Origin of the sequence: Tissierella praeacuta, from assembly GCF_040396155.1 — a bacterium.
Taxonomy (GTDB): Bacteria; Bacillota; Clostridia; order Tissierellales; family Tissierellaceae; genus Tissierella; species Tissierella praeacuta_A.
The window spans coordinates 1-25,646 of the sequence record NZ_JBEBOY010000022.1 but is presented as its reverse complement, the minus strand read 5'-3'; the positions used below and the strand labels follow the sequence as shown (position 1 = coordinate 25,646).

Below are 25,646 nucleotides of genomic sequence, written 5' to 3'. Positions count from 1 at the left end.
AATTTTTTATAAAAAGTATTTTTATAGTATTATACTAATGGAAAGAATAGTTATAATGGATTGATGAATAATTAAATTCAGGGTTATTAGTTTGGCTAATTTATGGAGATATAAATTAAAAAGCTTTTTTATAGAAATAAGTTTAAACTTGAAATTGTTTAACTATATCTATGGGCTTTTATTGAAGGAGCTGGAACTATGATTGATAAAGAAGATAAAAATAATAAGAATAAAATAAATTTTCAAAATGTAATTTATATTATTTTATGTATTTTTTTATTGTATTCAATAGCTAATTATATTTATTTAGAGAAATTTAGCTCATATTTACCTGAATATTTAATGCCTAGGTTAATTAGCTTGAGTATTATAATAACTGGCTTATCTATAGCATTAGTGTTCATACAAATAGATAGTAATAAACTAAAATAATATAATTTTTAAAAACCTATTTTGACACGAAATAGGTTTTTTTATTTTATTAAAAAATTTTTTTATTCCGTAACATATGTTACCGAATAAAATTCAAATTCTCTATATAATGTAAATACAAAGTAAGAGAAATATGGTGCAAAAAGCACTAATAATATATAGGGGGTAAGGTTAATGAGTATGTTTTGTTATCAATGTCAAGAAGCAGCAGGAGGAAAAGGATGTACAAGAGTAGGAATGTGTGGAAAGACAGCAGATTTAGCAGCACTTCAAGACTTAATGATTTATGCTCTAAAGGGAATTTCAGTATTAGGTATTAAGGCTGATGAATTAGGAATTGAAATACCTGGATTAGACAGATTAGTAATTGAAGGGTTATTTATGACAATTACTAATGCAAATTTTGACAAAGATAGATTCTTCGCAAAGATTAAGGAAGCACTTAGAAAAAGAGATGAATTAAAAACTCATTTAATTGAAAAAGGTGTAGACCTAGGGAGTTTAGGTGATGCAGCAACATTTGCTGTTAATTCAAATGATGAAATAGTATATAAAGCAACTAGTGAAAAAGTTGGAGTATTAGCCACAGAAAATGAAGATGTACGCTCATTAAGAGAATTAATTACCTATGGTGTTAAAGGAATGGCAGCATATGCTGAACATGCTATGAATCTTGGTTATGAAGATAAAGAAATCTCAAAATTTATTAGAAAAGCATTAGCAGCTACTTTAGATGATAGTCTAACAGCAGATGATTTAGTAGCACTTACATTAGAAACAGGTAAATATGGTGTTGATGTAATGGCATTACTTGATAAGGCTAATACATCAATTTATGGAAATCCAGAAATAACTGAAGTAAATATAGGGGTTAGAAATAATCCAGCAATATTAGTATCAGGTCATGATTTAAAAGATTTTGAAGAACTATTGGAACAAACTAAAGATACTGGAGTAGATATTTATACTCATGGTGAAATGCTGCCAGCAAATTATTATCCATCATTTAAAAAATATAATCATTTTGTAGGAAACTATGGAAATGCTTGGTGGAAACAAAAAGAAGAATTTGAGAAATTCAATGGAGTTATATTATTTACTACAAACTGTATAGTACCACCAGCTGCATCATATGCTGATAGAGTATATACAACAGGTTCTTCAGGATATCCAGGATTTAAACATATAGCAGATAGGGTTGACGGAAGACCTAAGGACTTTTCAGAACTAATTGAGCATGCTAAGAGATTACCAGCGCCAACAGAAATAGAAAAAGGTACGATTATAGGAGGATTTGCTCATGCACAAGTATTTGCATTGGCAGATAAAATTGTAGATGCAGTTAAATCAGGAGCTATAAAGAAGTTCTTTGTAATGGCAGGATGTGATGGCAGACAGTCAGGCAGAAACTACTATACTGATTTTGCAGCAGCGCTTCCAAAGGACACAGTAATTCTTACAGCAGGTTGTGCAAAATACAAATATAATAAATTAAATCTAGGAGATATAGGTGGAATTCCAAGAGTATTAGATGCAGGACAATGTAATGACTCTTATTCATTGGCAGTTATAGCTATGAAACTAAAAGAAATATTTGAATTAAATGACATAAATGAATTGCCAATAGCATATAATATAGCTTGGTATGAACAAAAAGCTGTAATAGTATTACTTGCTTTACTATATCTAGGTGTGAAGAATATTCACTTAGGACCAACATTACCAGCATTCCTTTCACCAAATGTAGCTAAGGTATTAGTAGATACCTTTGGAATTGGAACAATCTCCAATGTTGAAGATGATATAAAGATGTTTATGGAAGCATAATTATAGGAGATATTTAATCCTTCAATAAATTGATATTACAATAAATATAGAAAAAGATATATAGATAAAGGGTACCTAAATAAAAAGGTATCCTTTTTTATAGCTAATTATTCTTGACATATATGTCTACATCATGTAGTATGTAATTACATACTACATGATGTAGACAAGAAAAGGATGGGAGAAATGAAATCAAAGCAACTAATGTCAGATTCTGAAAGAGAGTTGATGAAAATAATTTGGGATAATGGGGGTTCCATTTTTATTGCCGAATTATTAGAAAAAGTAGAGGAAAATAATAAAGGTTGGAAACGTAGTACTGTACTAACTTTCCTTACTCGTTTGACTGAAAAGGGATTTATTAAAACAGAGAAATATAAACGAAAGAATAAATATATTGCCACATTATCTGAAAGTGAATATATGGAAGAACAGACTACAGCTTTTTTACATAAGGTATATGATGGCAATGCAAAGAAACTTGTATCTACCCTTTTAAAACAAGATCGTATTACTTCTAAGGATTTTGAAGAATTAGAAAAATTTTGGAATAAGGATGGCGGTATAGATGAATGAAATATTAAAAATCTTTATTTCTTTGTCTGTTTCTGGTTCAATGATTGCTATTATCTTATTTGCTTTAAAGTGTTTATATAAGAACAGACTAAGTAAAACATGGCAATATTATATTTGGCTTATTGTTATTATTCGTTTATTAGTTCCTTACTCTTTGCAAAGGAATATGGTAGGAGAATTGTTTTATAAAGCAGAAATCTACATAGAAGATAAAAATCAAGTATCTAAATCAGCTATTTTAAATGATTCTAAGATGAGTATTCCATCATCTGAGGAAACAATAGATGTAGAAGAGAGTAGTACAATTTATTGGAATCAGCTAAAAGATAATTTATGGCTTTTGTGGATTGGAATTGCCATTATGCTATTAGTACGTAAGCTTACAAGTTATAATGGTTTTGTACGATATATAAAGGCAGGACGGTATGAAGTAACAAATGAACATATACTTAAACTATATCAATCTACATATAAAGGGGAGGAGATTAAAAGACCTCCAATGCTATATATAAATCCACTTGTAACCTCACCTATGGTTGTTGGCATTATTCAACCTTTCATTGTTCTACCAAATACTGAAATGAAGGATCAGGAGTTACAAAATATTTTTCTCCATGAATTGACCCATTATAAACGTATAGATGTTTTTTATAAGTGGTTGACACAAATAGCAGTCTGTATACATTGGTTTAATCCTTTGATTTATTTCATAAATAGAGAAATAGATAAAAATTGTGAGTTATCCTGTGATGAAAATATTATTAAAAAATTAGATGATAAAGGCAAGAAAATTTATGGAGATACTTTACTTGCTTCTTTGAAATTTAATGGAAGTTATAATAATGCAATTATTTCCATTACTTTAAGTGAAGATGCAAGATTATTAAAAGAAAGGTTAGGTGCTATTATGAATTTTAGGAAAAGATCCAAAGTTACAGTTGCTTTATCAATGATTTTAACTATATTTGTTTTTTGTGGTGCAGTATTTACAGGTGCATATGCTTCAAGGACTAACTTAAATAATTCAAATAATTTTAATGCAATAAATATTAGAGAACCTCAAATAAACCAGAATACTGTGAAAACAGATGACATTTCAAATACTTTAAATAATGTAGATAAAGCAGGAATAGAGCTTATGGAGTATTCAGGGAGCTGGGAAGTAGTAGAATTCTTAATTCCAAATATGTCTAAAGATGGTGTTGATAAAGTAACTGAAATTTATAATCAAAAACAATATACGTCTAAAGTAAAAAAGAAATCTAGTGACTATTATAATATGTCAGGAGATAATGTTGATTCACGTGCTCTAGCCATGATGCAGGCAAATGGAATGTGGAAATATACAGAACCATTGTTTCCATATATGTCGAATGATGGCATAGATAAAGTAGTTACATTGTACAATCAAAAGCATCAAGGTCAAGAGAAGAATCCTTCTGATTATTATAATGTGATTACGGATAAAGAAGAAAACATTGTAATAAATTTAAAAAATAGTAATAGCTATAATATTGCAGAATCTGGTTCATTTCAAGGGGAAAATGGTCAGATATTAAATTTAAATATTAAATCAACTATTAAAGGTGGAACAGTAGATTTATTTTTGTTTGATCCAGATGGGAAGGAGCAGTGCATTACAATAGGCTATGAGAATTTTACAAAAGATATACAACTAATAGAAGGATTATGGCAATATAACTGTTCAGGTATTTTTAAAGATGGTGGAAGCATAGACATTACTGGATCCATAAGGGATTAGTATAAACATGATAATTAGCCCTCAAGTTCTTAAATGAATTTGAGGGTTAATTTATGGGGATTAATTATATAATTGGGTATAATGGATAAATACAGTATAATTACTAAGACATTATTACAGTTTTTAAGGAGGACATATGTTAACTAAGTATTTTTTAAACCTTGCTACAAAGGGGAATCATAATTATTCAGATAAAAATATAAGGGAAAAAGTAGGATATACTGCTGGAGTGGTTGGAATATTTGTAAACCTATTATTATCTATATTAAAGATTGTTGTTGGTTTATCCACTTCTTCCATTGCTGTTACTGCAGATGCTTTTAATAATCTATCAGATACTGCTTCTTCCATAATGACAGTAATAGGATTTAAACTTTCAAATGCGCCACCAGATAAGGAGCATCCTTATGGTCATGGAAGGATAGAATACTTAACTGCATTAATGATAGCATTTATGGTTATTTTAGTTGGGTTTAAATTTATTAAATCCTCAGTTGACAGGATAATTAACCCAAAGGTAATAGTATTTCAATTAATTCCTTTTACATTATTAGTAGTATCAATATCCCTTAAAATATGGTTAAGTATTTTTAATAGAAAGCTTGGAAATAAAATTTGCTCGGCAGCTTTGCAAGCAACTGCTACTGATGCTTTAGGTGATGTAATTATTACTTCTGTAGTGGCATTTTCTTTATTTTTATCTTTATTTACAAATTATCCTGTTGATGGATATATAGGAGTTTTAGTATCTACATTTATATTATATTCAGGATTTTCTTTAGTAAAGGAAACGGTCAGTCATTTAATTGGCAAGGCTCCAGATAAAGATTTAATAGATGAATTAACTAATGAAATTCTCTCCTATGATTATATATTAGGAGCACATGACCTTATAGTTCATAATTATGGACCTGGGCGAGTAATGGGCACCATAGATGTTGAAATACCGTCAGATATTGATGTAGTTACTATTCACAATATAATTGACCAAGCTGAAAGAGAATTAAGTGAAAGATTCAATTTACATTTGGTGATTCACATGGATCCTGTGGGTTTTCAATCAAAGGAAACTGTTGATATTATGAATAAAATAAAAAGCAGAATAAATAAGGATGAATTTATTAAATCAATGCATGATTTCAATATTATAGAAGAAAAGGACAACAAAGTTGTTGTTTTTCATGTAGTAGTAGATAGTAACAAAGTTGACAAGCATTTTTCAGAGGAAAAATATAAGGAAGAATTATCAGAGATTATAAAAGGAATGAATTCATCTCTAGATTGCGATATTATTGTGGATATGGAATACTAAGTGGAATATATGCATAAAAGGTAACTATATATAATAAGAATTCATATAATAAATAAATTCCATATAATAGGGGATGATAAGATGAAATTTTTATTTTTTCCTTTCATAGTATTGGGAAAGCTTGTTGAATTTATAATAAAGATGACAGGATTATTATTAGCTGTTATATTAGGTTTTGTATTTTTAATTGTGGGAATTCTTTTAAGCTTAACAGTTATTGGTGCTATTATTGGCATTCCATTGGCTATATTAGGAATTATAATGATAATAAAAGGATTTTTTTAAGGATGGGAGAATAAAAACCATCCTTTTTTTATTATTGATAATTCCAATATTGTATAAGAAACATTAAATATTGGAACTATAAATAGGACAATTAAAGTTATTTTACAAGGGATAAAACTTAAAATTGATTTTAAACTAGAATAAATTTAATTAATAATCGATTAGGAGATGAGAATATGAAAGATGAGAAGAAGGAGAAGAGGCTTCAATTTCCTACGGCTTTTACAGTTTTATTTATAGTTCTAATCCTTGCTGCTTTATTAACATATATTGTGCCAGCAGGACTTTATTCAAAGTTAGAATATAACGCAGAGCAAAATGCTTTTATAGTAATAAATCATGTAGGAGAGGCTACTACTCTTCCAGCAACACAGGATACATTAGATAGTCTAAATATTAGAATGGATGTTAATAAATTTATAGAAGGCAGCATTAGAAAACCTATTGCGATTCCAGACACATATCAGTCTATAGAACAGTCACCTCAAGGACCTTTGTCAGTTATAATGTCACCTGTTCAAGGGATTATGGATACTGTTGATATTATGGTTTTTGTATTGATACTAGGAGGAATCATAGGTCTGGTTAACAGAACAGGTACCTTTGATGCTGGTATAGCAGCGTTATCAAAAAGAACTAAGGGCAAAGAGTTTTTACTAGTAGTTTTTGTTTCTTTATTAATAGCTTTAGGGGGAACTACATTTGGATTAGCAGAAGAAACTATCGCCCTATATCCAATATTAATGCCTATATTTATAGCAAGTGGATATGATGCAATAGTTTGTATTGCAGCAATATATATGGGTTCTTCTATTGGCAGTATGTTCTCTACTGTGAATCCATTTTCAGTAGTTATTGCTTCAAATGCTGCTGGAATTTCATTTAATGAAGGACTTACTTTTCGTGCTATATCCTTAGTATTAGCAATGGTTATAACAATTATATATATCTATCGCTATGCTAAAAAAGTGCGAAGGGATCCCAAGAACTCTATAATCTATGAGGATATGGGAAAAATAGAAGAAAGATTTCTAAAGGATTATAATCCAGAAGAAGTGGCTCCTTTTAATTGGAGAAGAATTCTAATCTTACTTATATTCTTAGGTGCATTTCCAGTTATGATTTGGGGAGTGTCTACAGGTGTTTGGTGGTTCCCAGAGATGGCAGGTTTATTCTTAGCTGTAGCCATTATAATAATACTTCTATCAGGTCTGCCTGAAAAAGAATCTGTCAGCACATTTGTAGCTGGTGCAGCAGATTTAGTAGGAGTAGCCCTTATTATAGGAGTTGCTAGGGCAATTAATATTGTAATGGATAATGGGATGATTTCAGATACATTGCTTTATTATACATCATCAATTATAAAGAATATGAATGCCGGTGTTTTTGCAGCAGTTCAGATGATTTTATTTAGTTTTCTAGGATTCTTTGTACCATCTTCATCAGGATTGGCTACACTATCTATGCCTATAATGGCACCTTTAGCTGATACAGTAGGTATATCAAGGGATGTAGTAGTTACTGCATATAATTGGGGTCAAGGCTGGATGGCATTTATCACTCCAACAGGATTGATATTAGCTACTCTTGAAATGGTAGATGTAACTTATAATAAATGGTTGAAGTTTATACTTCCATTAATGGGTATAATAGGAATATTCTCTGTTATAATGCTTGTATTACAAACAGTTTTGTAGAATTAATTTTACTGAAAGGATGATTAGATGGATAAGATTATTGAACGATTTAAGAGATATATTGCTATAGACACAAAATCTGATGAAAGCAGTACTACTTGTCCTAGTACTTCAGGTCAGTTACAATTAGGCAAGATATTAGTGGAAGAATTAAAAGAGTTGGGACTTCAGGATGTTAAGCAAGATGAAAATGGATATATATATGCTACACTTAAATCTAATATAGATAAAAAGGTACCGACTATAGGGTTTATATCACACTTAGATACTAGTCCAGATTTAGATGGCAAATGTATAAATCCACAGATTTCCACATATGAAGGTGGAGATATTAAATTAAATGATAAATATAGCATAACTGTAAAGGAGTTTCCTTTCTTGAAGGAACTTGTGGGAAAGGAACTTATTACTACAGATGGAACTACTTTATTAGGAGCTGATGATAAGGCCGGAGTAGCAGCAATTATAGATGCAATGGATTATTTAATTAAGCATCCAGAAATCAAACATGGAGATATTAAAATAGGATTTACTCCAGACGAAGAAATTGGACGGGGAGCAGATTTATTTGATGTAAAAGGATTTAATGCGGACTTTGCTTATACTGTTGATGGAGGTCCTGTAGGAGAGCTAGAATATGAGAATTTCAATGCTGCAAGTGTAACAATAAAGATTCAAGGTAAAAATGTACATCCTGGTACAGCGAAAAATATTATGGTTAATTCCCTTAGAATAGCCATGGAGATAGAAGGTATGCTTCCAGTAAATCAGAAACCAGAATATACAGAAGGATATGAAGGATTTTATTTATTAGATGAGATTAATGGTAATGTAGACCATACTGTTATCTCTTATATTATTAGGGATCATTGTAAAGAAAAATTTGAGAAGAAAAAGGAAGATTTTAGAAAGATTATAAACTTTTTAAATGATAAATATGGAAATATAATTACTGTAGAAATTAAAGACAGCTATTATAATATGAGGGAAAAAGTTGAACCACATATGGAAATTATTGAACTTGCTAAAAAGGCCATGATAGAACTTGGAATTCAGCCAATAGTCCAACCAATTAGAGGAGGAACAGACGGAGCTAGACTTTCTTATATGGGACTTCCATGCCCTAATATTTTTACAGGAGGGTATAATTTTCATGGAAGATTTGAATTTATCCCAACAGAATCAATGAAACTGGCATCTAAGCTAATTGTAAGGATTATAGAAAATAACGCCAAATAGAAAGAGAAATATGGAGGGGCTTATGAATAAACTAGAAGGATTAGAACCTAAGAGGGTATTTTATTATTTTGAAGAATTATCAAAAATTCCAAGATGTTCCTATAATGAGCAGAATGTTAGCAACTATATAAAGGATTTGGGAGAAAAATTAGGTTTTGAAACAATTCAAGATGAAGTGTTTAATGTTATTATTAGAAAACCTGCAACATCTGGATATGAAAGTTCAGAAGGAGTTATTATACAGGGACATATGGATATGGTTTGTGAAAAAGAAGATGATAGTAACCATGATTTTAATAAAGATCCTATTAAATTGGAGATTGATGGAGACTATATACATGGAGATAAAACAACATTAGGCGCAGATAATGGTATAGCTGTAGCAATGGGTTTAGCTATCCTCGAGAATAATAGATTAGAGCATCCTAGTATAGAGTTTCTATTCACTACATCTGAAGAAACTGAAATGGACGGAGCCTTTGGTTTATCAGAAGATATATTGATGGGAACTAGGCTATTGAATATAGATTCAGAAGAAGAAGGAGTACTTGTAACAGGGTCAGCTGGAGGAGAGTTAATTGAAGTAAGAATTCCTATAGAATATGGAGAAGTTTCAGAATCCTATGAAATTAATATAGAGGTCCGAGGTTTAATGGGAGGACATTCTGGTATGGAAATCCACAAACCTAGGGGAAATTCCAATAAAATTTTAAATAATATATTAAAAGAAATAAAAGAAACTATAGATATAAAATTAGTATCTATTGCAGGCGGAACTAAAGATAATGCCATTCCTAGACAAAGTATAGCTAAAATTGCAGTAAAGAGTGAGGATCTATCTAAATTTAACGATAAAATTGAAGAAATTAGAAAGAGAATTATAGATGAAAATAAATCAGAAGAACCAGAACTTAATATAGTGGTTACAAAGGGAAATTTAGTTTCTAAGACTTTAAGTAAAAAGGTTCTTGATTCTATAATACAACTTCTTGAGGTTATTCCAACAGGAGTATTTACTAGACTTCCTCAAAATGAAGAGATAGTGGAAAGCTCCAGTAATCTAGCTATAATTAAAACAGAGGAAGAACAAATTATAATTCAAGCATCACTTAGGAGTTCGGCAGAAAGTGTATTATCGAAATTACGTGAAAAGATTATAAAAGAAATAGAAAGTACTAATGCATCGTATAATATTAGTGGCAATTATCCTGAATGGGAATATAAATCTGAATCAAAATTAAGAGATGCAGCATTAAATTTATATCAAGAAATGTTTGGAAAAGAAATGGAATCAACAGTAATCCATGCAGGCTTGGAATGTGGTGTATTTGCAAAGAAATATCCAGAGTTAGATATTATTTCATTTGGTCCTAATATGTATGATGTCCATACACCAAAGGAAAGACTTAGCATCTCATCTACTAAAAGAACCTATGAATATTTAATTCAACTATTAAAGAGATTAAAATAAAAATTGACTGGAAAATAATAGACCCTTTTTATTTAAAAAAGGGTCTATTGTACTTCTTTTAAAAAATTAGTTGCAACAGTGGATAAACTGCTATTTTCAAGGGTTATTATTGCAACTTGAGTAAGTAGAGATTCATTGTCAATAACTTTAAACTTCAAATTATTTGCTAGAACAAGATTTTTAGAAGATATTGGAACGATGGCAATTCCAAGCCCTGCATTTGCCCATAGTAAAGAAGTTCTAGAATCATCATTTATGCAAAAAATATATGGACTTATTTCAAGCTTTTGAAATGCTGAAATTATTATGCTTTCAAATCTACGATAGATTATGAGAGGTTTTTTATTAAGATTCTCTATTGAAATATTAGATCCTAATTTGTCTAAATCATCATCGTTTTTATATGCGGCTATCATAGGCTCAATTTTTAAATAAGTAGTATTAAGTCCTGTTTTATCAAAGGGTGTTCTTACAATTCCAATTTCAATAACTCTTGAAAATAAAAGTTCAATAATTTCAGGTGTTATACCTTCATATAATTCATATTTTATATTATTATACTTTTGATGAAACTTAAGAAAGTTATTTTCCAATAAATCTGCGTCTATAGCTGATATGGTACCAATTTTTAATGTTCCTTTAAATCCAGATTTATTATCTTTTAATTCTTTTCTAATGGAATGTTTTAATTCCAGAATACTATTTGCCTTAATATAAAGAATTTCCCCTGCATCTGTAAGAATTATTTTTCTCGGTCCCCTATGAAATAGCTTTACATCTAAATCATTTTCAAGATTCTTTATATGATTACTAAGGGCTGGTTGTGCGATATGTAGTTTTTTTGCTGCAGCAGTAATATTTCCTTCATTTACTACAGTAATAAAATATAAAAGTTGTTTTAAATCCATAATCAATTCTCCTATATAAAAATTTATATACTTTCTATAATACTTTGCTATTTTAATTATATCTTTATTCATGTTACACTACAATAGGATGGATATAGAAAGGGGACGAAGATAAATGGTAATAGATATGACAAAGGGGAATCCAACTAAGACCTTAATAGCTTTTACATTCCCTATGTTAATCGGAAATTTATTTCAGCAACTATATAATATAGTAGACTCAGTTGTAGTTGGAAATTTTGTAGGAAAGAATGCATTAGCAGCAGTAGGTTCATCTTTTATGCTTATGAACTTTTTTTCTTTTGTAATAATTGGTCTATGTATGGGGGCATCCGTTGTATACTCCTATTATTTTGGGGAGAAGAACTATTCCAATCTTAGAAAGACCATATATATATCATTTTTATCTATAGGAATTTTTACATTGGTGCTATCAATTGTTTTAGTATTTACTACTAATGGAATGTTAAAGCTTATAAACACACCTGAAGATATATTTGCAGATTCTCAAGTGTATTTGAGGGTTATTTTTGGAGGACTTATATTTGTTTATCTTTATAACGCTTGTTCAGCTCTCCTTAGATCCATAGGGGATTCAAGGACGCCTTTATATTTTCTGATATTGGCAGCTATAATAAATATAATCTTAGATTTAGTTTTTGTTATGGTTTTTAATATGGGTGTATTTGGAGTTGCTCTTGCTACAATAATTGCTCAAGCGGTTTCTTCGATTTTATGTTTAGTATATGCTTTTATAAAAATACCATTTATTAGATTAACTAAAGAAGACTTGGTACTAGATAAAGAAATAGCAAAAAAAGTATATAAATTTAGTTTCCTTACATCAATTCAACAATCTATTATGACCTTTGGAATGGTATGTGTTCAAGGTATTGTAAATACATTTGGTTCAGATACTATTGCAGCATTTACTGCTGCTGGCAAGGTAGATTCTATTGCTTATTTACCTGTCCAAGACTTTGGAAATGCCTTTGGAACCTATGTTGCTCAAAATAAAGGAGCTAATAAGAATGATAGAATAGTCGAAGGAGTAAAATCTGCTGTAAAGACTATAATAATATTTTGTTTTATAATGTCTATATTAATTTATATAAATTCAAATAATTTAATGAAAATATTTGTAAATGCTAATGAAACAAATGTAATAAAATTGGGAATACAGTATCTATCTATAATTTCCATATTCTATGTTTTAATAGGATTTTTATTTATGTTTTATGGTTTCTTTAGAGGAACTGGTGCATTAAATGTATCTTTAATTCTTACAATAATTTCTCTAGGAACTAGAGTCCTTATGGCATATGTACTCTCAAGCATTCCATCTATAGCACAGAAAGGAATATGGTGGTCTGTTCCCATAGGCTGGGGGCTGGCAGATAGTATAGGACTTATTATATATAAACGGATGAAGAAGGACTTAATTCTTGAATAATCTTTTGTTAAATGTTACAATTTAATAGAGTTTTGTAAAGCAGATTGGAGAGATATAATGAAGGATTTAATAAAACGAATAAATGAATTGGCACATAAGTCTAAGGCCATAGGATTAACAGAGTTAGAAAAAGAAGAACAACAAAACTTACGTCAAGAATATCTTGCGATTTTTAGGGGAAATATGAAGAATACTCTTATGGATGTAAAAGTAGTAGATAAAGAAGGAAATGATGTTACCCCTGAAAAACTAAAATTAGAGCAGAAAAAGAAATATATAAACTAAAATAAGACCCTCAAAGAATTGAGGGCCTTTTGTATGAATTTAACAATTTTTAGTATTAATAAGTACTATATAATTTCTAATAATATTCTTTCAAATCCTTCTTTAGTATATACTTCTATCTTTCTGATTTTAATTTTTCTATCTATTAGTTTGCTAATTTCTTCTTCGATTTTCCACATAGTATTTTCATAAATTACCTTTCTGAACAATTCGATAACCTTATAATGCTGTCCTATAGTTAATATGCTTTCTTCTAAAATTGTTAGAGTTTCTTTTGAGATTATTTCAATTCTTTTACCATTTATGAAAACATTAATATATTTTGCTCCTTTTCCTGCCACTTCTTTTAGATACTTAGAATATATATTCCTTATTTCTATTTCTAATTTACTTTTAGTCTCATCAGTTAAAATAAAATTTTGATTTACTACCAATAAACCTTCTTTCTCTTCTAAGATATCTGCAGCTATTTGCGTTAAACTTCTTATTAAAATATCTATAGAAATAGGTTTAATCAAATATTTCTCTATTTTTAAATCAACGGTTTCTAAAATGGTTTCTGCATCAGATAGAGCAGATGTTATGATAAAGGGGATACGGCATCCTTTTTCTCGCAACTCTCTCATCATCTCAATTCCATTCATATCTGACATAATTAAATCGGTTATAATTATATCTGGCATAAAATTAAGACATAACTTTATACCAGCTTCTCCACTTTCTGCCATGGCTATTTTACCGACTTTCTTCTTTAAAGAATTATAAACATAATTTCTAGTAAGGTTATCATCTTCTACATACAATATTTTAATTTGTTGTAATACATTTTCATTATTCATGATTTACACCTCCTTTATTCCTTGAAACCTTCTTCATTACATTTATTTAATATTAATAATTCTTTTATACCATAACATCATTTTATATTTTTTTAAAGTTTTTTCCAATAGAGTTAAGGTACTATAATGAAAATTATATTTGTTTTTAATGGTATAGTAAATATTTATATATACAAGTTCATTGCTAACTTTAATTAATAAAAAACCCTTTGGTTTCATTTTACCAAAGGGTTTTTTTACTTACAATTAAAATTTAACTTGAGATACGATTTTTTCCAGATTTTCAGAAACTTCTTTATTTCTTTTCATTACATCATTTATATCAGAGATGGCTTCTACTATATTCATGTTTTTCTCTGCTATATTAGTAGTACCTATTGTAGATTCTTCTACTGTAATGGAAATATCATTTATAGAACTAGATACTTGGTTAATAGTAGCAGATAGTTCCTCAGATGTAGCAGATAATTCTGAGAGAATATTATTTAGTACTGAGCCGTCTTCTTTATATTCTTTTATAGCTTCCATCATTAATTCATAATCATTCATGATATCTTTTTCGAGGAAGTTTATTAAACCATTTGTGTTATTTACCAACTGCTCCACTGCCTTAGTTATACTTTGAGTAACACTTTGTATCTCTCCCACTGTTTCATGAGAATTTTCAGCTAGTTTCCTTATCTCATCGGCTACTACAGCAAAGCCTCTTCCAGATGTTCCAGCTCTGGCTGCCTCAATGGCTGCATTTAATGCTAGTAAGCTAGTTTGTTCTGATATTTCTAATATAGCATTGGATAATGTGTTTATTTCTTCTACCTTTTTTGAAGAATTAATAGCTTCTTCTATGTCCTTTCTCGTATTAATATATATACTCATAGTACTATCTTTTGCTTTTGTAAATTGTATGTTTAAATCGCCTGCTTTGTTACTTATTTCGTTAGAAGTAAGAGCACCTTCTTCAACTTTTTGAGCAAAATCTGTTAGGGCCTTATCTATATCATTAGTAGATTCTTTTACAGATATGGTAGCAGCAGTAGCTTCTTCCATTCCAGCAGATAGTTCTTCTGTAGTCGCTGAAGTATCTTCTGCTTGACTTACTAGAAATTTTAATTTTTCTACAGTTTCTTTATATATCTGATAATTAGTGTTAATAGATTCTTCCATACTTTTCATAAAGGATTTTAATTTAATAATTATATTTTCATATGAATTATACATTTGACCAATTTCATCTTTTCTATTTAAATCCTTTTCATTTATTTTATCCAATAAGTTAAGATTTCCTATATTTTCTGCGATTTTAACTGTTTCAACTATTGGTCTTATAATGGAATTAGACATATATATAGATGTAATTAAAGATAGTACCAAAACAATAATAGTGGTTAATATAGTATAGAAAATTACATTATCAACAGTTCCTATAGCATCCTCAACAGATATTGCTAATCCTACTTTCCAATTGGACTCTAGAACATCTCCGAATAGGAAGAATCTATCTATTCCATCATAATCTTTTAATTTTCTATCTCTTATTTTTAGATTATCCTTTTCCATAAATCTTACAAGATTTCCATCTAATACACTATTGATATTTATGTATTTTCCTTCATTAGGCTTAAACTCTTGGTTTATATGAGTTAAAAGATTGCCATTATTATCTATTAGAAAGGCATAAGAATCTCCTCCTATATTTACATTAAGTATTAAATCTAATAAATAATCAATTTTAATATCTGTAGACATAACTCCTTCTTTTCCATCAATAGTTTTAAATGCTCTTGCAAGGGTTACTATCATATCATTTGTCTTTGCATCTACATAAGGTTCAGACATATAGAAATCATCGCTTTCCATGGCACCTATATACCAATCTCTTTGGGTTGGATCATAATCAGGTTTAAATCCAGTAGGTTCTAAATAAGCTTGGTCGGAAAAGCAGATATAGTATATATTTCCTGGATTCCTTTCTGTTGCCTTTTTTAAATAATTACAGGCATAATTATATTCAAAATTATTTGTTACAATTATACCGCTTATAACTTCATATAAAGAATTTTTTTGTAATGCCATCCATTTATCAACATCTTTTGCTATGCTCGTAGTTTCTAATTGAGATTTTTCTCTTACTTCCTTTTCCAGTTTTCCTATAGATAAATTAAAATTAACTGCAGAAATAGATAAAATACTAAGAATACATAATAATGTGGTAAATAAAATTATCCTGTTTTTTAATTTCATAGCAACAACTCCTTTTTATTGGGATTTATAAGATTAAATGAAATTTGGGAATATAGTATATATTAAACAATCTTTCTACAGCTATTTTCATATTCAACAATATTCTGTTCCATGTTTCTTTTCCTGTCATTTTCTATTTTTTCCATAAACCAATTAGGTAATTTGAATTCTACATGGAGATAACCTTTAATAAAATCTATCCTAGCCTTTGAAGCATCCCATTTATGTGGATGTTCTTTTAGAAATAAAATGAAATCTTCTGTTTTAACTTGAAATATCCTTTTTTCTCCAAATCTTCTACCTTTTATACATCCCTCTTTTATCCATACATAAATTAAACTTGGATCTTTATTTAATAAATATCCAATATCTCCAGTTGTTAAGAACTCCCCGTTTGCTATTCTTGCAGGACCTAATTGCAGCTGTATCGCTTTCTTTTTAACAGCAGTATTACTTCTATTTAACTGCTCTGATATCTTTTCTATAGATACATGCCCCCATTTTTCGATTAAATAGTTTACTTCTTTTTCTTCCCATTTCTTTACAGTACTTGTTAAGTTTAAACGTTTTGCTTTTTTAAAGATAGAATCACGGCTTCTCTGTAATTCATTTTGAATTTCTCCTATATCTTTTATTCCATAGTTATCCTTTAAATATTTAATTTCATCACAACTCCATTTTTTATAAATCATCTTATCCCTCTTTTCCTTATAAATTAATATCAGAATTTATCTCTAATAAAAATCTTTTTGCTGAAAAGGGAGTTTTATAGTAAATTTAGCACCTTTCCATTGGCTTTCGCTGGCTGTTATTAGGCCATTATATTTATTTGTAATGATATCATATGCTAGAGCTAAACCTAATCCCGTTCCTGCTACTAATCCCTTTGTTGTAAAAAAAGGTTCAAATAATTTACATTTGACTTCATCAGAAAAACCCATTCCACTATCTTCTATTTCACAAATTAAATATATATTGTCTTTGTAAGTTTTTATTTTTAAATTATTGGAGCTTATTTCTTGGGTTATAGAATATAGCTCTATTTTCTTTTTAATTTCATAAATAGCATTTTTTACAATGTTCATAAGGATCTGACTGATTTCTATTTTATTACATAATATAGATGGCAAGTCTTTAGAAAGCTCTAATTCTACCTCATCAAAAATCTTCATATCTAAGCTTAATGTATTTAATACATAATATATAATTCCATTGAAATCTTCTTCATTTAATCCTACTAATCGAGATAATTCTTTATTTTGTATTAGATTAATCATTTCGTTTTGCTTAATTATTCGAGACTTCAAATCTTCTATATGCTTTTCTTTCTCATCTAAGGCTTTAGTAATAGATTGAAACTGTTTTTCATATTCTAATTTTGAAAAAGTACTTGAAAATATTTCAGCAGTAATTCTTAATAAAACTTCACTGTCTTTATCCCAATTTTTATTTTCTGATGTATTATCTAAGCCTAAGTAGCCGATTAATTTATCATGATAGATAAGTGGCAATACAATAAGGGATTTCACATCTTGTACCAATAGAGTTTCTTTTTCTATTTCTGCTTCTTCTGACATTTTCCTTACATCATCAATGATGATACTGTTATTGTTTTTTAATTTTTCAATCCACCAAGGGAAAAACTCAGTTTTTAAATTTTGTAGATTATATTTTTGAGGGCTAACGCCTTCAGCACACCACTCATAAACATTGTCCATATATTTAAGATTATCTTTAAATAGAAAAATATATGCTCTAGAGGAGTTAGTATTCTTTCCTATTTCCCCTAGACATTTTTCTATTAAATATTCTTCATCTAATTTAATGTTTATTAATTTAGATGATATACTGGAAAACATTTCTAAAAATGCCTTAGAATCCTCGCTACATTTTTCATAGATTACTTCTTGAAAGTCATTGGTTTGCAACATATTCAATTCCTCCTTCTTACTTATATAGCTAAAATGATTTTTCAATATTTTAGATAAGTTCATCTATAATATCCACCAGTTTACAAATTTCTGGTTTGGTTATTTGTGCATCCGCACCTATGGATTTACCTTTCTTTATCATTTCTTCACTTATTAGAGAAGAAAATATAATTACAGGTATTTCTTTAAGGATACTATCTTCCTTAATACGTTTTGTTAGATGATGTCCATCCATTTGAGGCATTTCAATATCTGTTATAACACAAGAAAAAGCATCCTTTATATTTTTACCTTTTTCTTTTTTAGCATTTTCTAATAAATCCCAAGCTTCTTTCCCATTAGTTGCAATTGTTAGATTGTTATATCCAGCACTTCTAATGCTTTCTTCTAAAACTTTTACTAGCATTTGAGAATCTTCTGCTATTAAAATAGGAGTATCTCTTTCTTTTCTTGGACCTAACTTCTGAATTTCAGAAGCTTGAATTCCAGACTTAGGACTAATATCAAATATTATTTTTTCAAAATCTAGAATAGTAATTATGTTATCAGTGTTTTTAACGATACCGCTTATACTACTATCTACTCCTCCATAAATGTCTGTAGGAGGCTTTTCTATATCTTCCCATGACAATCTTTTAATTCCAACAACTGAACTTACTTGAAATGCCATTGTGACTTTATTAAAGTGGGTGATAATAAAGAAACTCTTGTCTACTGGTTGATTAAGAGGCAAATTTAGATATTTAGGCAAATTAATTGCTATAATTATGGATTCTCTAGGTTTTATCAGTCCGCTTATACAAGGATGTACATTTGGTATTTCAGTAATATCACAATAGTTTATTATTTCCTTTACCTTCGCAATATTGATTCCGTAATAACCTTTATCAACTTTAAATATTAAAATTTCTAATTCATTAGTTCCACTTTCTAAAAGTATATTGTTGCCTCCTGCCATAAAAATTCCTCCTTGATTTATAAATTAAGAAAAATAAAAAAGCCCACAATAAAAGAACAAAATCTTTTATTATGGGCTTTTAAATTGCAAACTTTTCGTTTGTTTTAAATAGTTATTCCATAATTATGTAATTTTAATTTAAAAAGTTTTATAAACTTAGATTTTAGTCTAGCTTATACATATGTATATCTCGACTCATTTATCTAATATTTAACGAAATAATGTATTTAAAATTTATCATATACTAAAGATTTCTAAAAGTCAAGTTTTTCCTTAAAATCTCATTTATATATTATTTAAATATGGAAGAATTATATTATGAGTTAGAGAAACGGCCTCTTTGCCATTAGAGGAAAGAGGCTGTTTTATCTAAATTATTGTTGATTATTTTTTGCTGCATTTTCACCGGCAATTTTACCAAATACATTTATATCTGCCAATGCATTTCCGCCTAATCTGTTTGTACCATGGATACCACCAGTAACTTCTCCAGCTGCATATAAACCAGGGATTACATTACCATTTGCATCTAATACTTCAGATTTAGTATTTATTTGAATTCCGCCCATTGTATGGTGAACAGTTGGAACTCTTCCTCCTGCATAGAAAGGAGCTTTATCTATTTTAAATTCATATAGTGTTCTGTCGAATTCGTCTGCTTTACCACTTTCTACTGATTTGTTAAAGCTTTCTACTGATTTTACAAGGTTTTCAGGATTTACTCCTATTTGTTTAGCAAGGTATTCTAAAGTATCTGCTTTAAATGCTCTGCCATCTGCAACTAATTCATCAATACTTTCGTTAAAATGGTTTCTTATATCTCCAGTAGGATATGAATGACTATCAAGAACTACCCACATAAATGTATCTTGTTGTTCAAAAAGTGCTTTTGTCATAACATCTCTACGAGCACCTTCGTCAACGAAACGATTTCCATCTTTGTTCACAAAAATACGATTTTCAACGCCTTGTTCTATATTTCCGCTTAAACTACCTGTATTAGGATCTCCCATAGGTAATAATTGAAGTTGTTCCATGTCTATAAGATTAGCACCTGCTTCTTTTGCCATAGATAGACCGTCTCCTGTTGCACCAGGATGATTTGTAGATTTAAGTTTTGTTAGAGAAGGCCAATTTTTATTATATTCATCTCTCATTTCAACATTTGCTGCAAAACCACCAGTTGCTACAACTACACCGTTTTTAGCTTTAATGATTAATTCGCCTTTTGGACTTTTAGCTTTAACCCCTACAGCTTTATTATCTTCCATCATAAGTTCTGTAGCTTGGGCATTAAGTATAACTTCCATTTCACTGCTATTCTTATCTATATATTCCATAAATGTTTCAATAAAACCTGTCCCTAGAGGTTTAACTGGAGCATGGGCTCTAGGCCATAATCCACCAAGAACTGTAAATACTTTATCTTCAAATTCCATTCCAAGACTTTCTAACCATTCAACAGCAGGGTATGCATTATCAACTAAGATTCTTATAAGTTCAGGATTCCCTAGTTTATCTCCACCCTCATAAGTTTGTTGAAAATGTTTGTCTATAGAGTCTTCTATACCTTGTGCTTTTTGTCTTTTAGGGTCAACTGCATTATAGGATGCACCAGAAATTATAGTATTTCCACCAACCCTTGGCATTTTTTCCAGTACAATTACACTTGCTCCATTTTGATGTGCTGAAACTGCTGCTGCTAGTCCTGCACCACCACCACCGATTACTACAACATCTACTTCTTTTTGTATTGTAGCATTTGAAGTAGGGCTATCATCTGCTTTTTTAGATTTTAAAGCTTCTATGTCAGCACCAGCTTTTTCTAAAGCTTGCTCAACAGCATCTAGAATACCTTGGCTTGATAAAGTAGCACCTGAAATTGTGTCTACAGCTAAGCTTTGGCTTTTAATGATATTTTCAGGAATGTCACTAATTGCTAGATCACTAACCCCAGGAGTTTCATCATGCTTCACTACATTAATATCTGTTATTTCGTTTTCGCTTACAGTTACTTCAACTTCTATTGTTCCATGGATTCCTTTACCTTCACCAGTATATGTACCAGGTTTGAATAAGCCAGAGCCATCAGAAGTTGAATCGCTTGGCTTAGCGGAGTTACAACCTACTAAAGAGAAAACCATTGTGAATACTAATAAAAGTATTAATGATTTTTTCAAATTTAACATCTTAATTCCCCCTAATCTTTTATGAAGTATTTTAAGTAGCTACTTGAGTGAATGAGTTCACTGAACACATTCACTGAGTAAGTTCATTATACAGTCTAGTTAATTATATGTCAATAATCTTTGTGAATAAAATATTAGTATAATAAATTTTGCTAAAGTTTGTTATAATGTTTGTTATAATGTATAATTTTATAGTAATACTGAGTTAAGGGGAGCTAATATGGATAAAAAGCTTAATAAAAGGCAGATTCAAGCAAAAAATACATATGAAAGAATTTATAATACAGCCATGAACCTTGTGGAAAAAAAGGGATTTGAGAACATTACAGTAAAAGAAATATGTACAAAGGCTGGTGTTTCAGTAGGCTCATTTTACAATTATTTTAAATCAAAGCAGGGTATATTAGACGAGATATTTAGAAAGGCAGACCAGCATTTTTTGAATCAGGTTGCTAATGATTTAGAGGGAGATAATGTTCATGATAAAATAATTAAATTCTTTTCCCATTATGCAAGTTATTGTGAAGCCATAAAAATAGACCAATTAAAACAGATATATAGCACTCATAATAAATTTTTTATAGAAAAAGGCAGGCATATGCAAAATGTTTTAAAAGCTGTTATTAACGAAGGAAAAGAATCAGGAGAGTTAAAAACAGATATAGATTCAGAGGATATAGTAGAATATTTGTTTATTGCATTAAGAGGTGTAATATTTGATTGGTGCTTACATGATGGCAGTTATAATTTAGTTGAATTTGTTGCAGATTATACAGATAGATTGTTAAAAACCTTATAGATATAAATTTATCATAGTATATGTTTATAGTGATGTCAAAAGATTGACAATGCTTCCTGCTAGTAATATACTGTAAATGTCAAATTAAATGAAATGAAGGGGGATTTAAAATGGCTATTGAGGTTTTTAAAAGTATAACCAAATTAACTAATGGCATGAAGGTAGAGTGTCAAGCTAGAAATCATACTATTTTTTTGGACGAGCCAAAGGAATTAGGTGGAACAGATACAGGAATGAACCCAGTGGAAGCAGTATTGTCTGCATTAGGAGCTTGTAAATGTATAGTAGCTAGATGTTTTGCAAAGGTCCATGGAATTGATCTTCAAGATTTTTATATTGAATTAGAAGGGGATTTAGACCCTGACGGATTTATGGGTAAAAATAAAGATGTTAAGATTGGTTTTTCTGAGATAAGATCTAATATACATATTAAGTCGACCTCATCAAAAGAAGATATTGAGAAATTTATTGATTTTATAGATAGAACTTGCCCAGTGGCAGACACTTTAGCAAATTCACCTAAATTGATAACAAATGTAAAAATAGAAAGTGATAAAGCTTTATCAGTTAATCAATAAGGTTAAAGGAGGATATATGGTGAAGACAACTATATTTACTGGCGGATTATTAATAAGAGGAAATGGAGAAGTAGTAGAGAATTCCATGGTTGTTGTTGAAGGGAAAAAGATTAAATATGCAGGACCTATTAAAGATATTGATTTTGATGGAGATAAGATAGATATAACTGGTAAGACTATTATGCCTGGACTTATAGACAGCCATCTACATTTTAGTGGCAATCTAACCGATAGTGATACAGAATGGGTGCTTGAGCCAGTTATACAAAAGACCATAGTTGCAGTAGCACAAGCTAAGGAAGCTTTAGAACATGGATTGACAACTGTTGGAGAGATTTCACGCTCAGGAATCCATATTAGAAATATGATTGAAAAAGGTATTATTCCTGGACCTAGGGTTGTAACAACTGGTCTTGGATTTTGTAGAACAGCAGGACATGGAGATTCTCATGAACTTCCTTTAGAATATAATAATGCTTCTCATCCTTGGGCTGAAAGAGTAGACGGACCTTGGGAACTTAGAAAAGCCATCAGAAAGAGACTTCGTGAAAATCCAGATGCAATTAAAATCTGGTCTACAGGCGGAGGAATATGGAGATATGATGCTAAGGCTGCTACTCATTATTCTATGGAGGAAATTCAAGCAGTAGTTGATGAGTGTAATATGGTAGGAATACCTGTATGGTCTCATGCTGAAGGATATGAAGGTGCTTTAAATTCATGTAAGGCTGGTGTGTCAGCTATTATTCATGGACAAGAGTTAAATGAAGAGTGTTTAGAAATTATGAGGGAAAAGGATATCACTTTCTGCCCTACTTTACAATTCTTCTATGAGTGGTTTACTGTATATGAGCCACCTTATAGACCTATACATGATAAATACCCAGGAAATACAACTGCAGAGAAAGAATTAAACCGTATAATTGATAATCTGCAAAATGCAAACAAGAAGGGAATTCGTATAACAGTAGGTTCAGATTCATTCTGCAGCAGTTTAACTCCTTATGGAAAATATGCTATAACTGAAATGTATGCCCTAAATAAAGCAGGTTTGTCAGAGATGGAAGTAATATTAGCTGCAACTAAAAATGGTGCAGAAATGTTAAAAGTAGATGATGTTACTGGAACATTAGAGGAGGGTAAGTTTGCAGATTTAATAATTCTTCAAGATAATCCTCTTTCAGATATTCATAATATAGACGTTGAAAAAATGGATGTAATTATGAAGGAAGGCGAATTTGTAAGACGCTTAATATAAAAATAACCCTTGACCATTATGGTCAAGGGTTATTTTATATTATTTTATATATTCATTGCTAACTAATACTTCAGAGATTGCTTCTGTTGGAATAGTAAATTCAACAGCTCCCATATATCCAGGGGCTACTTCGTATTTATCAAAGGAAATTACTAATTTTCCTTCCTCAGTGATATAGAAGCTTTGTTCATTTGAAATCTTTTTAAATGTTTCCATGCCTTCTTCTACTTCACCTTCAACCCAGTAAACATTATTTTCATCTGATTTCATTTGTTCTTTCATTTGATTCTTAATATTGTCGCTTATAATATTAACATAGGAATCATCTTTAAACAAACTTGGTAATGTTATTAAAACTTGTTTTTCCTTATCTATAGTATCGTATTTAAATGTTGTTGAAGAAGAACCTACTGTATTTACGACAAAACGTCCTATGGAAAGTATTTTATCTGTATCAGTTTTTATATCATATCCATGGTCCACTCCTAAATGACCTTTTCCTCCTTCTTTTTCTAATTCCTCTATATCTTTCATAAATTGATCATATAATTCCTTGCCTTCTTTTAGATACTTTTCATTTAGGCTATTTTCTAATTCCTTATTTTCCAAACCTTGTAATTCTGGAACTTTAATATCAGCATTATAATTATCTTTATCTACTTTATATTCTCTGAAAGTTAATACCTTTACTATACCACCTACAACTGGTACCTTTGATAAGGTAGTTGCTAGTACTGGACTAGTATTTACTCCAGCTGTTAATATAACTACAGATGCTGCTACAGATGCTGATGCTACTTTCATTTTTCTAATATTATTTTTTCTTTTCATGTTTTTCCTCCCATTTCTAATTGCTTTTCTCACTATAAAATCTAATTCTTCTGGAATTTGAGTATCTATATATTCCTGTTTTAGTTGTTCCAGATTTCTATTATTCATTGTGGGCCTCCTTATTATCATCCATTGAGATACGTAATATTTTTAGACCTTTATAGAGTCGGGTTTTTACAGTATTTACATTTTCATCTAAAATCTCTGCAATTTCCTCCAGCTTTAAATCCTCAAAAAATCTTAGTACTATTATGCTTCGACAATTTTCTGGTAAAGCTTCTAAGGCTTTTTCTAAGTCTATATTGGCATAATTGTCAACTGTACCAATTTCATTATTTAATAAAAATTCTTCATCAGTAGCAATTTCCCTTTTTCTCTTGCGAAGAAAATCTAATGAGACATTTACTATAATTCTATAAAACCAAGTTTTTATATAGTCAAAGTTTTTAAGAGAATCAATAGATGAAAAAGCTTTATAAATAGATTCTTGAACAACATCCAAGGCATCATCAATATTTTTTACATAACTATAAGCCAGCCTATAAAAAAGTTCTTTGTTGTTAACAATATAAATTTCAAGTTGTTTTTCTAAGTTGTTATTTGACATTCGTACGAATTTCTCCCTTCAACTGTTGTGGGCTCTTTTTTCATCTTACACTATATAGACGGATATGTAGACTAGAAAGTTTTGGATTTTAAAAAATAATTAAAGATAATTTAATATATATAAATTGCAATAAACTAATTACATGGTAAAACTAACCAGAAAAAATCT

At 29.8% G+C, this 25,646-nt stretch carries 23 protein-coding genes; 14 read left to right on the top strand and 9 right to left on the bottom strand.

From position 1 onward, the window contains the following. Nucleotides 1-198 precede the first annotated feature (198 nt). The 9 genes from ABWP20_RS11440 (at nt 199) to ABWP20_RS11400 (ending at nt 10,601) form a co-directional block, all read left to right on the top strand. Nucleotides 199-432, top strand: coding sequence for a hypothetical protein (locus ABWP20_RS11440; RefSeq protein WP_353095939.1), 234 nt, complete (start codon nt 199-201; stop codon nt 430-432). Nucleotides 433-606: 174 nt separating this feature from the next. After that, a complete protein-coding gene (gene hcp, locus ABWP20_RS11435; protein ID WP_353095938.1) occupies nt 607-2,259 on the top strand; it encodes a hydroxylamine reductase in 1,653 nt (550 codons plus the stop codon). Nucleotides 2,260-2,445: 186 nt separating this feature from the next. After that, nucleotides 2,446-2,835 carry a BlaI/MecI/CopY family transcriptional regulator gene (locus ABWP20_RS11430; RefSeq protein ID WP_353095937.1) on the top strand — a complete coding sequence of 130 codons (390 nt, stop codon included), beginning with the start codon at nt 2,446-2,448 and terminating at the stop codon, nt 2,833-2,835. After that, the gene (locus ABWP20_RS11425; RefSeq protein ID WP_353095936.1) at nt 2,828-4,597 is read left to right on the top strand and encodes a M56 family metallopeptidase; all 1,770 of its coding nucleotides are present in this window, start codon (nt 2,828-2,830) and stop codon (nt 4,595-4,597) included. Before ABWP20_RS11430 ends, ABWP20_RS11425 begins: the two co-directional genes overlap by 8 nt. Before the next feature lie 136 nt (nt 4,598-4,733). Beyond that, nucleotides 4,734-5,909 (top strand): cation diffusion facilitator family transporter, encoded by a 1,176-nt coding sequence (locus tag ABWP20_RS11420; protein WP_353095935.1) that lies wholly within the window; start codon nt 4,734-4,736, stop codon nt 5,907-5,909. Nucleotides 5,910-5,990: 81 nt separating this feature from the next. Beyond that, entirely contained in the window at nt 5,991-6,194 is a 204-nt protein-coding gene (locus tag ABWP20_RS11415; protein ID WP_353095934.1) for a hypothetical protein, read from the top strand. A gap of 176 nt (nt 6,195-6,370) precedes the next feature. Then, on the top strand, nt 6,371-7,891 hold the full coding sequence (locus ABWP20_RS11410; RefSeq protein ID WP_353095933.1) for a YfcC family protein: 1,521 nt from the start codon (nt 6,371-6,373) through the stop codon (nt 7,889-7,891). 27 nt (nt 7,892-7,918) lie between these two features. Further along, nucleotides 7,919-9,130 (top strand): peptidase T, encoded by a 1,212-nt coding sequence (pepT, locus tag ABWP20_RS11405; protein ID WP_353095932.1) that lies wholly within the window; start codon nt 7,919-7,921, stop codon nt 9,128-9,130. A 22-nt stretch (nt 9,131-9,152) separates the two neighbouring features. Then, a complete protein-coding gene (locus ABWP20_RS11400) occupies nt 9,153-10,601 on the top strand; it encodes an aminoacyl-histidine dipeptidase (protein ID WP_353095931.1) in 1,449 nt (482 codons plus the stop codon). Nucleotides 10,602-10,645: 44 nt separating this feature from the next. On the opposite strand, the gene ABWP20_RS11395 is transcribed toward ABWP20_RS11400, so the two are convergent. Next, nucleotides 10,646-11,509, bottom strand: a complete 864-nt coding sequence (locus tag ABWP20_RS11395; RefSeq protein WP_353095930.1) for a LysR family transcriptional regulator — start codon at nt 11,507-11,509, stop codon at nt 10,646-10,648. Nucleotides 11,510-11,624: 115 nt separating this feature from the next. Here ABWP20_RS11395 and ABWP20_RS11390 point away from each other — a divergent pair, with 115 nt between their 5' ends. Both ABWP20_RS11390 and ABWP20_RS11385 read left to right on the top strand, forming a co-directional pair. Continuing rightward, entirely contained in the window at nt 11,625-12,962 is a 1,338-nt protein-coding gene (locus ABWP20_RS11390; protein ID WP_353095929.1) for an MATE family efflux transporter, read from the top strand. 57 nt (nt 12,963-13,019) lie between these two features. Next, complete coding sequence (locus tag ABWP20_RS11385; RefSeq protein ID WP_353095928.1) at nt 13,020-13,247, top strand: DUF896 domain-containing protein; 228 nt, start codon at nt 13,020-13,022, stop codon at nt 13,245-13,247. Nucleotides 13,248-13,312: 65 nt separating this feature from the next. Here the strand turns inward: ABWP20_RS11385 and ABWP20_RS11380 are convergent, their stop codons facing one another. From ABWP20_RS11380 to ABWP20_RS11355, 6 genes are all read right to left on the bottom strand, one after another. Beyond that, nucleotides 13,313-14,086, bottom strand: coding sequence for a Na-translocating system protein MpsC family protein (locus ABWP20_RS11380; RefSeq protein ID WP_353095927.1), 774 nt, complete (start codon nt 14,084-14,086; stop codon nt 13,313-13,315). A 246-nt stretch (nt 14,087-14,332) separates the two neighbouring features. Beyond that, entirely contained in the window at nt 14,333-16,327 is a 1,995-nt protein-coding gene (locus ABWP20_RS11375; RefSeq protein ID WP_353095926.1) for a methyl-accepting chemotaxis protein, read from the bottom strand. A 62-nt stretch (nt 16,328-16,389) separates the two neighbouring features. Next, nucleotides 16,390-17,019, bottom strand: a complete 630-nt coding sequence (locus tag ABWP20_RS11370; RefSeq protein WP_353095925.1) for a hypothetical protein — start codon at nt 17,017-17,019, stop codon at nt 16,390-16,392. 42 nt (nt 17,020-17,061) lie between these two features. Further along, a complete protein-coding gene (locus ABWP20_RS11365) occupies nt 17,062-18,258 on the bottom strand; it encodes a GAF domain-containing sensor histidine kinase (RefSeq protein ID WP_353095924.1) in 1,197 nt (398 codons plus the stop codon). Between the two features lie 49 nt (nt 18,259-18,307). Next, nucleotides 18,308-19,216 (bottom strand): chemotaxis protein, encoded by a 909-nt coding sequence (locus ABWP20_RS11360; protein ID WP_353095923.1) that lies wholly within the window; start codon nt 19,214-19,216, stop codon nt 18,308-18,310. A 374-nt stretch (nt 19,217-19,590) separates the two neighbouring features. Further along, nucleotides 19,591-21,405 (bottom strand): flavocytochrome c, encoded by a 1,815-nt coding sequence (locus ABWP20_RS11355; RefSeq protein ID WP_353095922.1) that lies wholly within the window; start codon nt 21,403-21,405, stop codon nt 19,591-19,593. Nucleotides 21,406-21,625: 220 nt separating this feature from the next. Here ABWP20_RS11355 and ABWP20_RS11350 point away from each other — a divergent pair, with 220 nt between their 5' ends. The 3 genes from ABWP20_RS11350 (at nt 21,626) to ABWP20_RS11340 (ending at nt 24,040) form a co-directional block, all read left to right on the top strand. Continuing rightward, nucleotides 21,626-22,204 carry a TetR/AcrR family transcriptional regulator gene (locus tag ABWP20_RS11350; protein WP_353095921.1) on the top strand — a complete coding sequence of 193 codons (579 nt, stop codon included), beginning with the start codon at nt 21,626-21,628 and terminating at the stop codon, nt 22,202-22,204. 110 nt (nt 22,205-22,314) lie between these two features. Continuing rightward, nucleotides 22,315-22,782, top strand: coding sequence for an OsmC family protein (locus tag ABWP20_RS11345; RefSeq protein WP_353095920.1), 468 nt, complete (start codon nt 22,315-22,317; stop codon nt 22,780-22,782). A 19-nt stretch (nt 22,783-22,801) separates the two neighbouring features. Further along, complete coding sequence (locus ABWP20_RS11340) at nt 22,802-24,040, top strand: metal-dependent hydrolase family protein (RefSeq protein ID WP_353095919.1); 1,239 nt, start codon at nt 22,802-22,804, stop codon at nt 24,038-24,040. Between the two features lie 39 nt (nt 24,041-24,079). On the opposite strand, the gene rsiV is transcribed toward ABWP20_RS11340, so the two are convergent. Both rsiV and sigV read right to left on the bottom strand, forming a co-directional pair. Further along, nucleotides 24,080-24,979, bottom strand: a complete 900-nt coding sequence (rsiV, locus tag ABWP20_RS11335) for an anti-sigma-V factor RsiV (protein ID WP_353095918.1) — start codon at nt 24,977-24,979, stop codon at nt 24,080-24,082. Next, entirely contained in the window at nt 24,972-25,478 is a 507-nt protein-coding gene (gene sigV, locus ABWP20_RS11330) for an RNA polymerase sigma factor SigV (protein ID WP_353095917.1), read from the bottom strand. The genes rsiV and sigV overlap by 8 nt, the downstream gene beginning before the upstream one ends. Between the last annotated feature and the right edge of the window lie 168 nt (nt 25,479-25,646).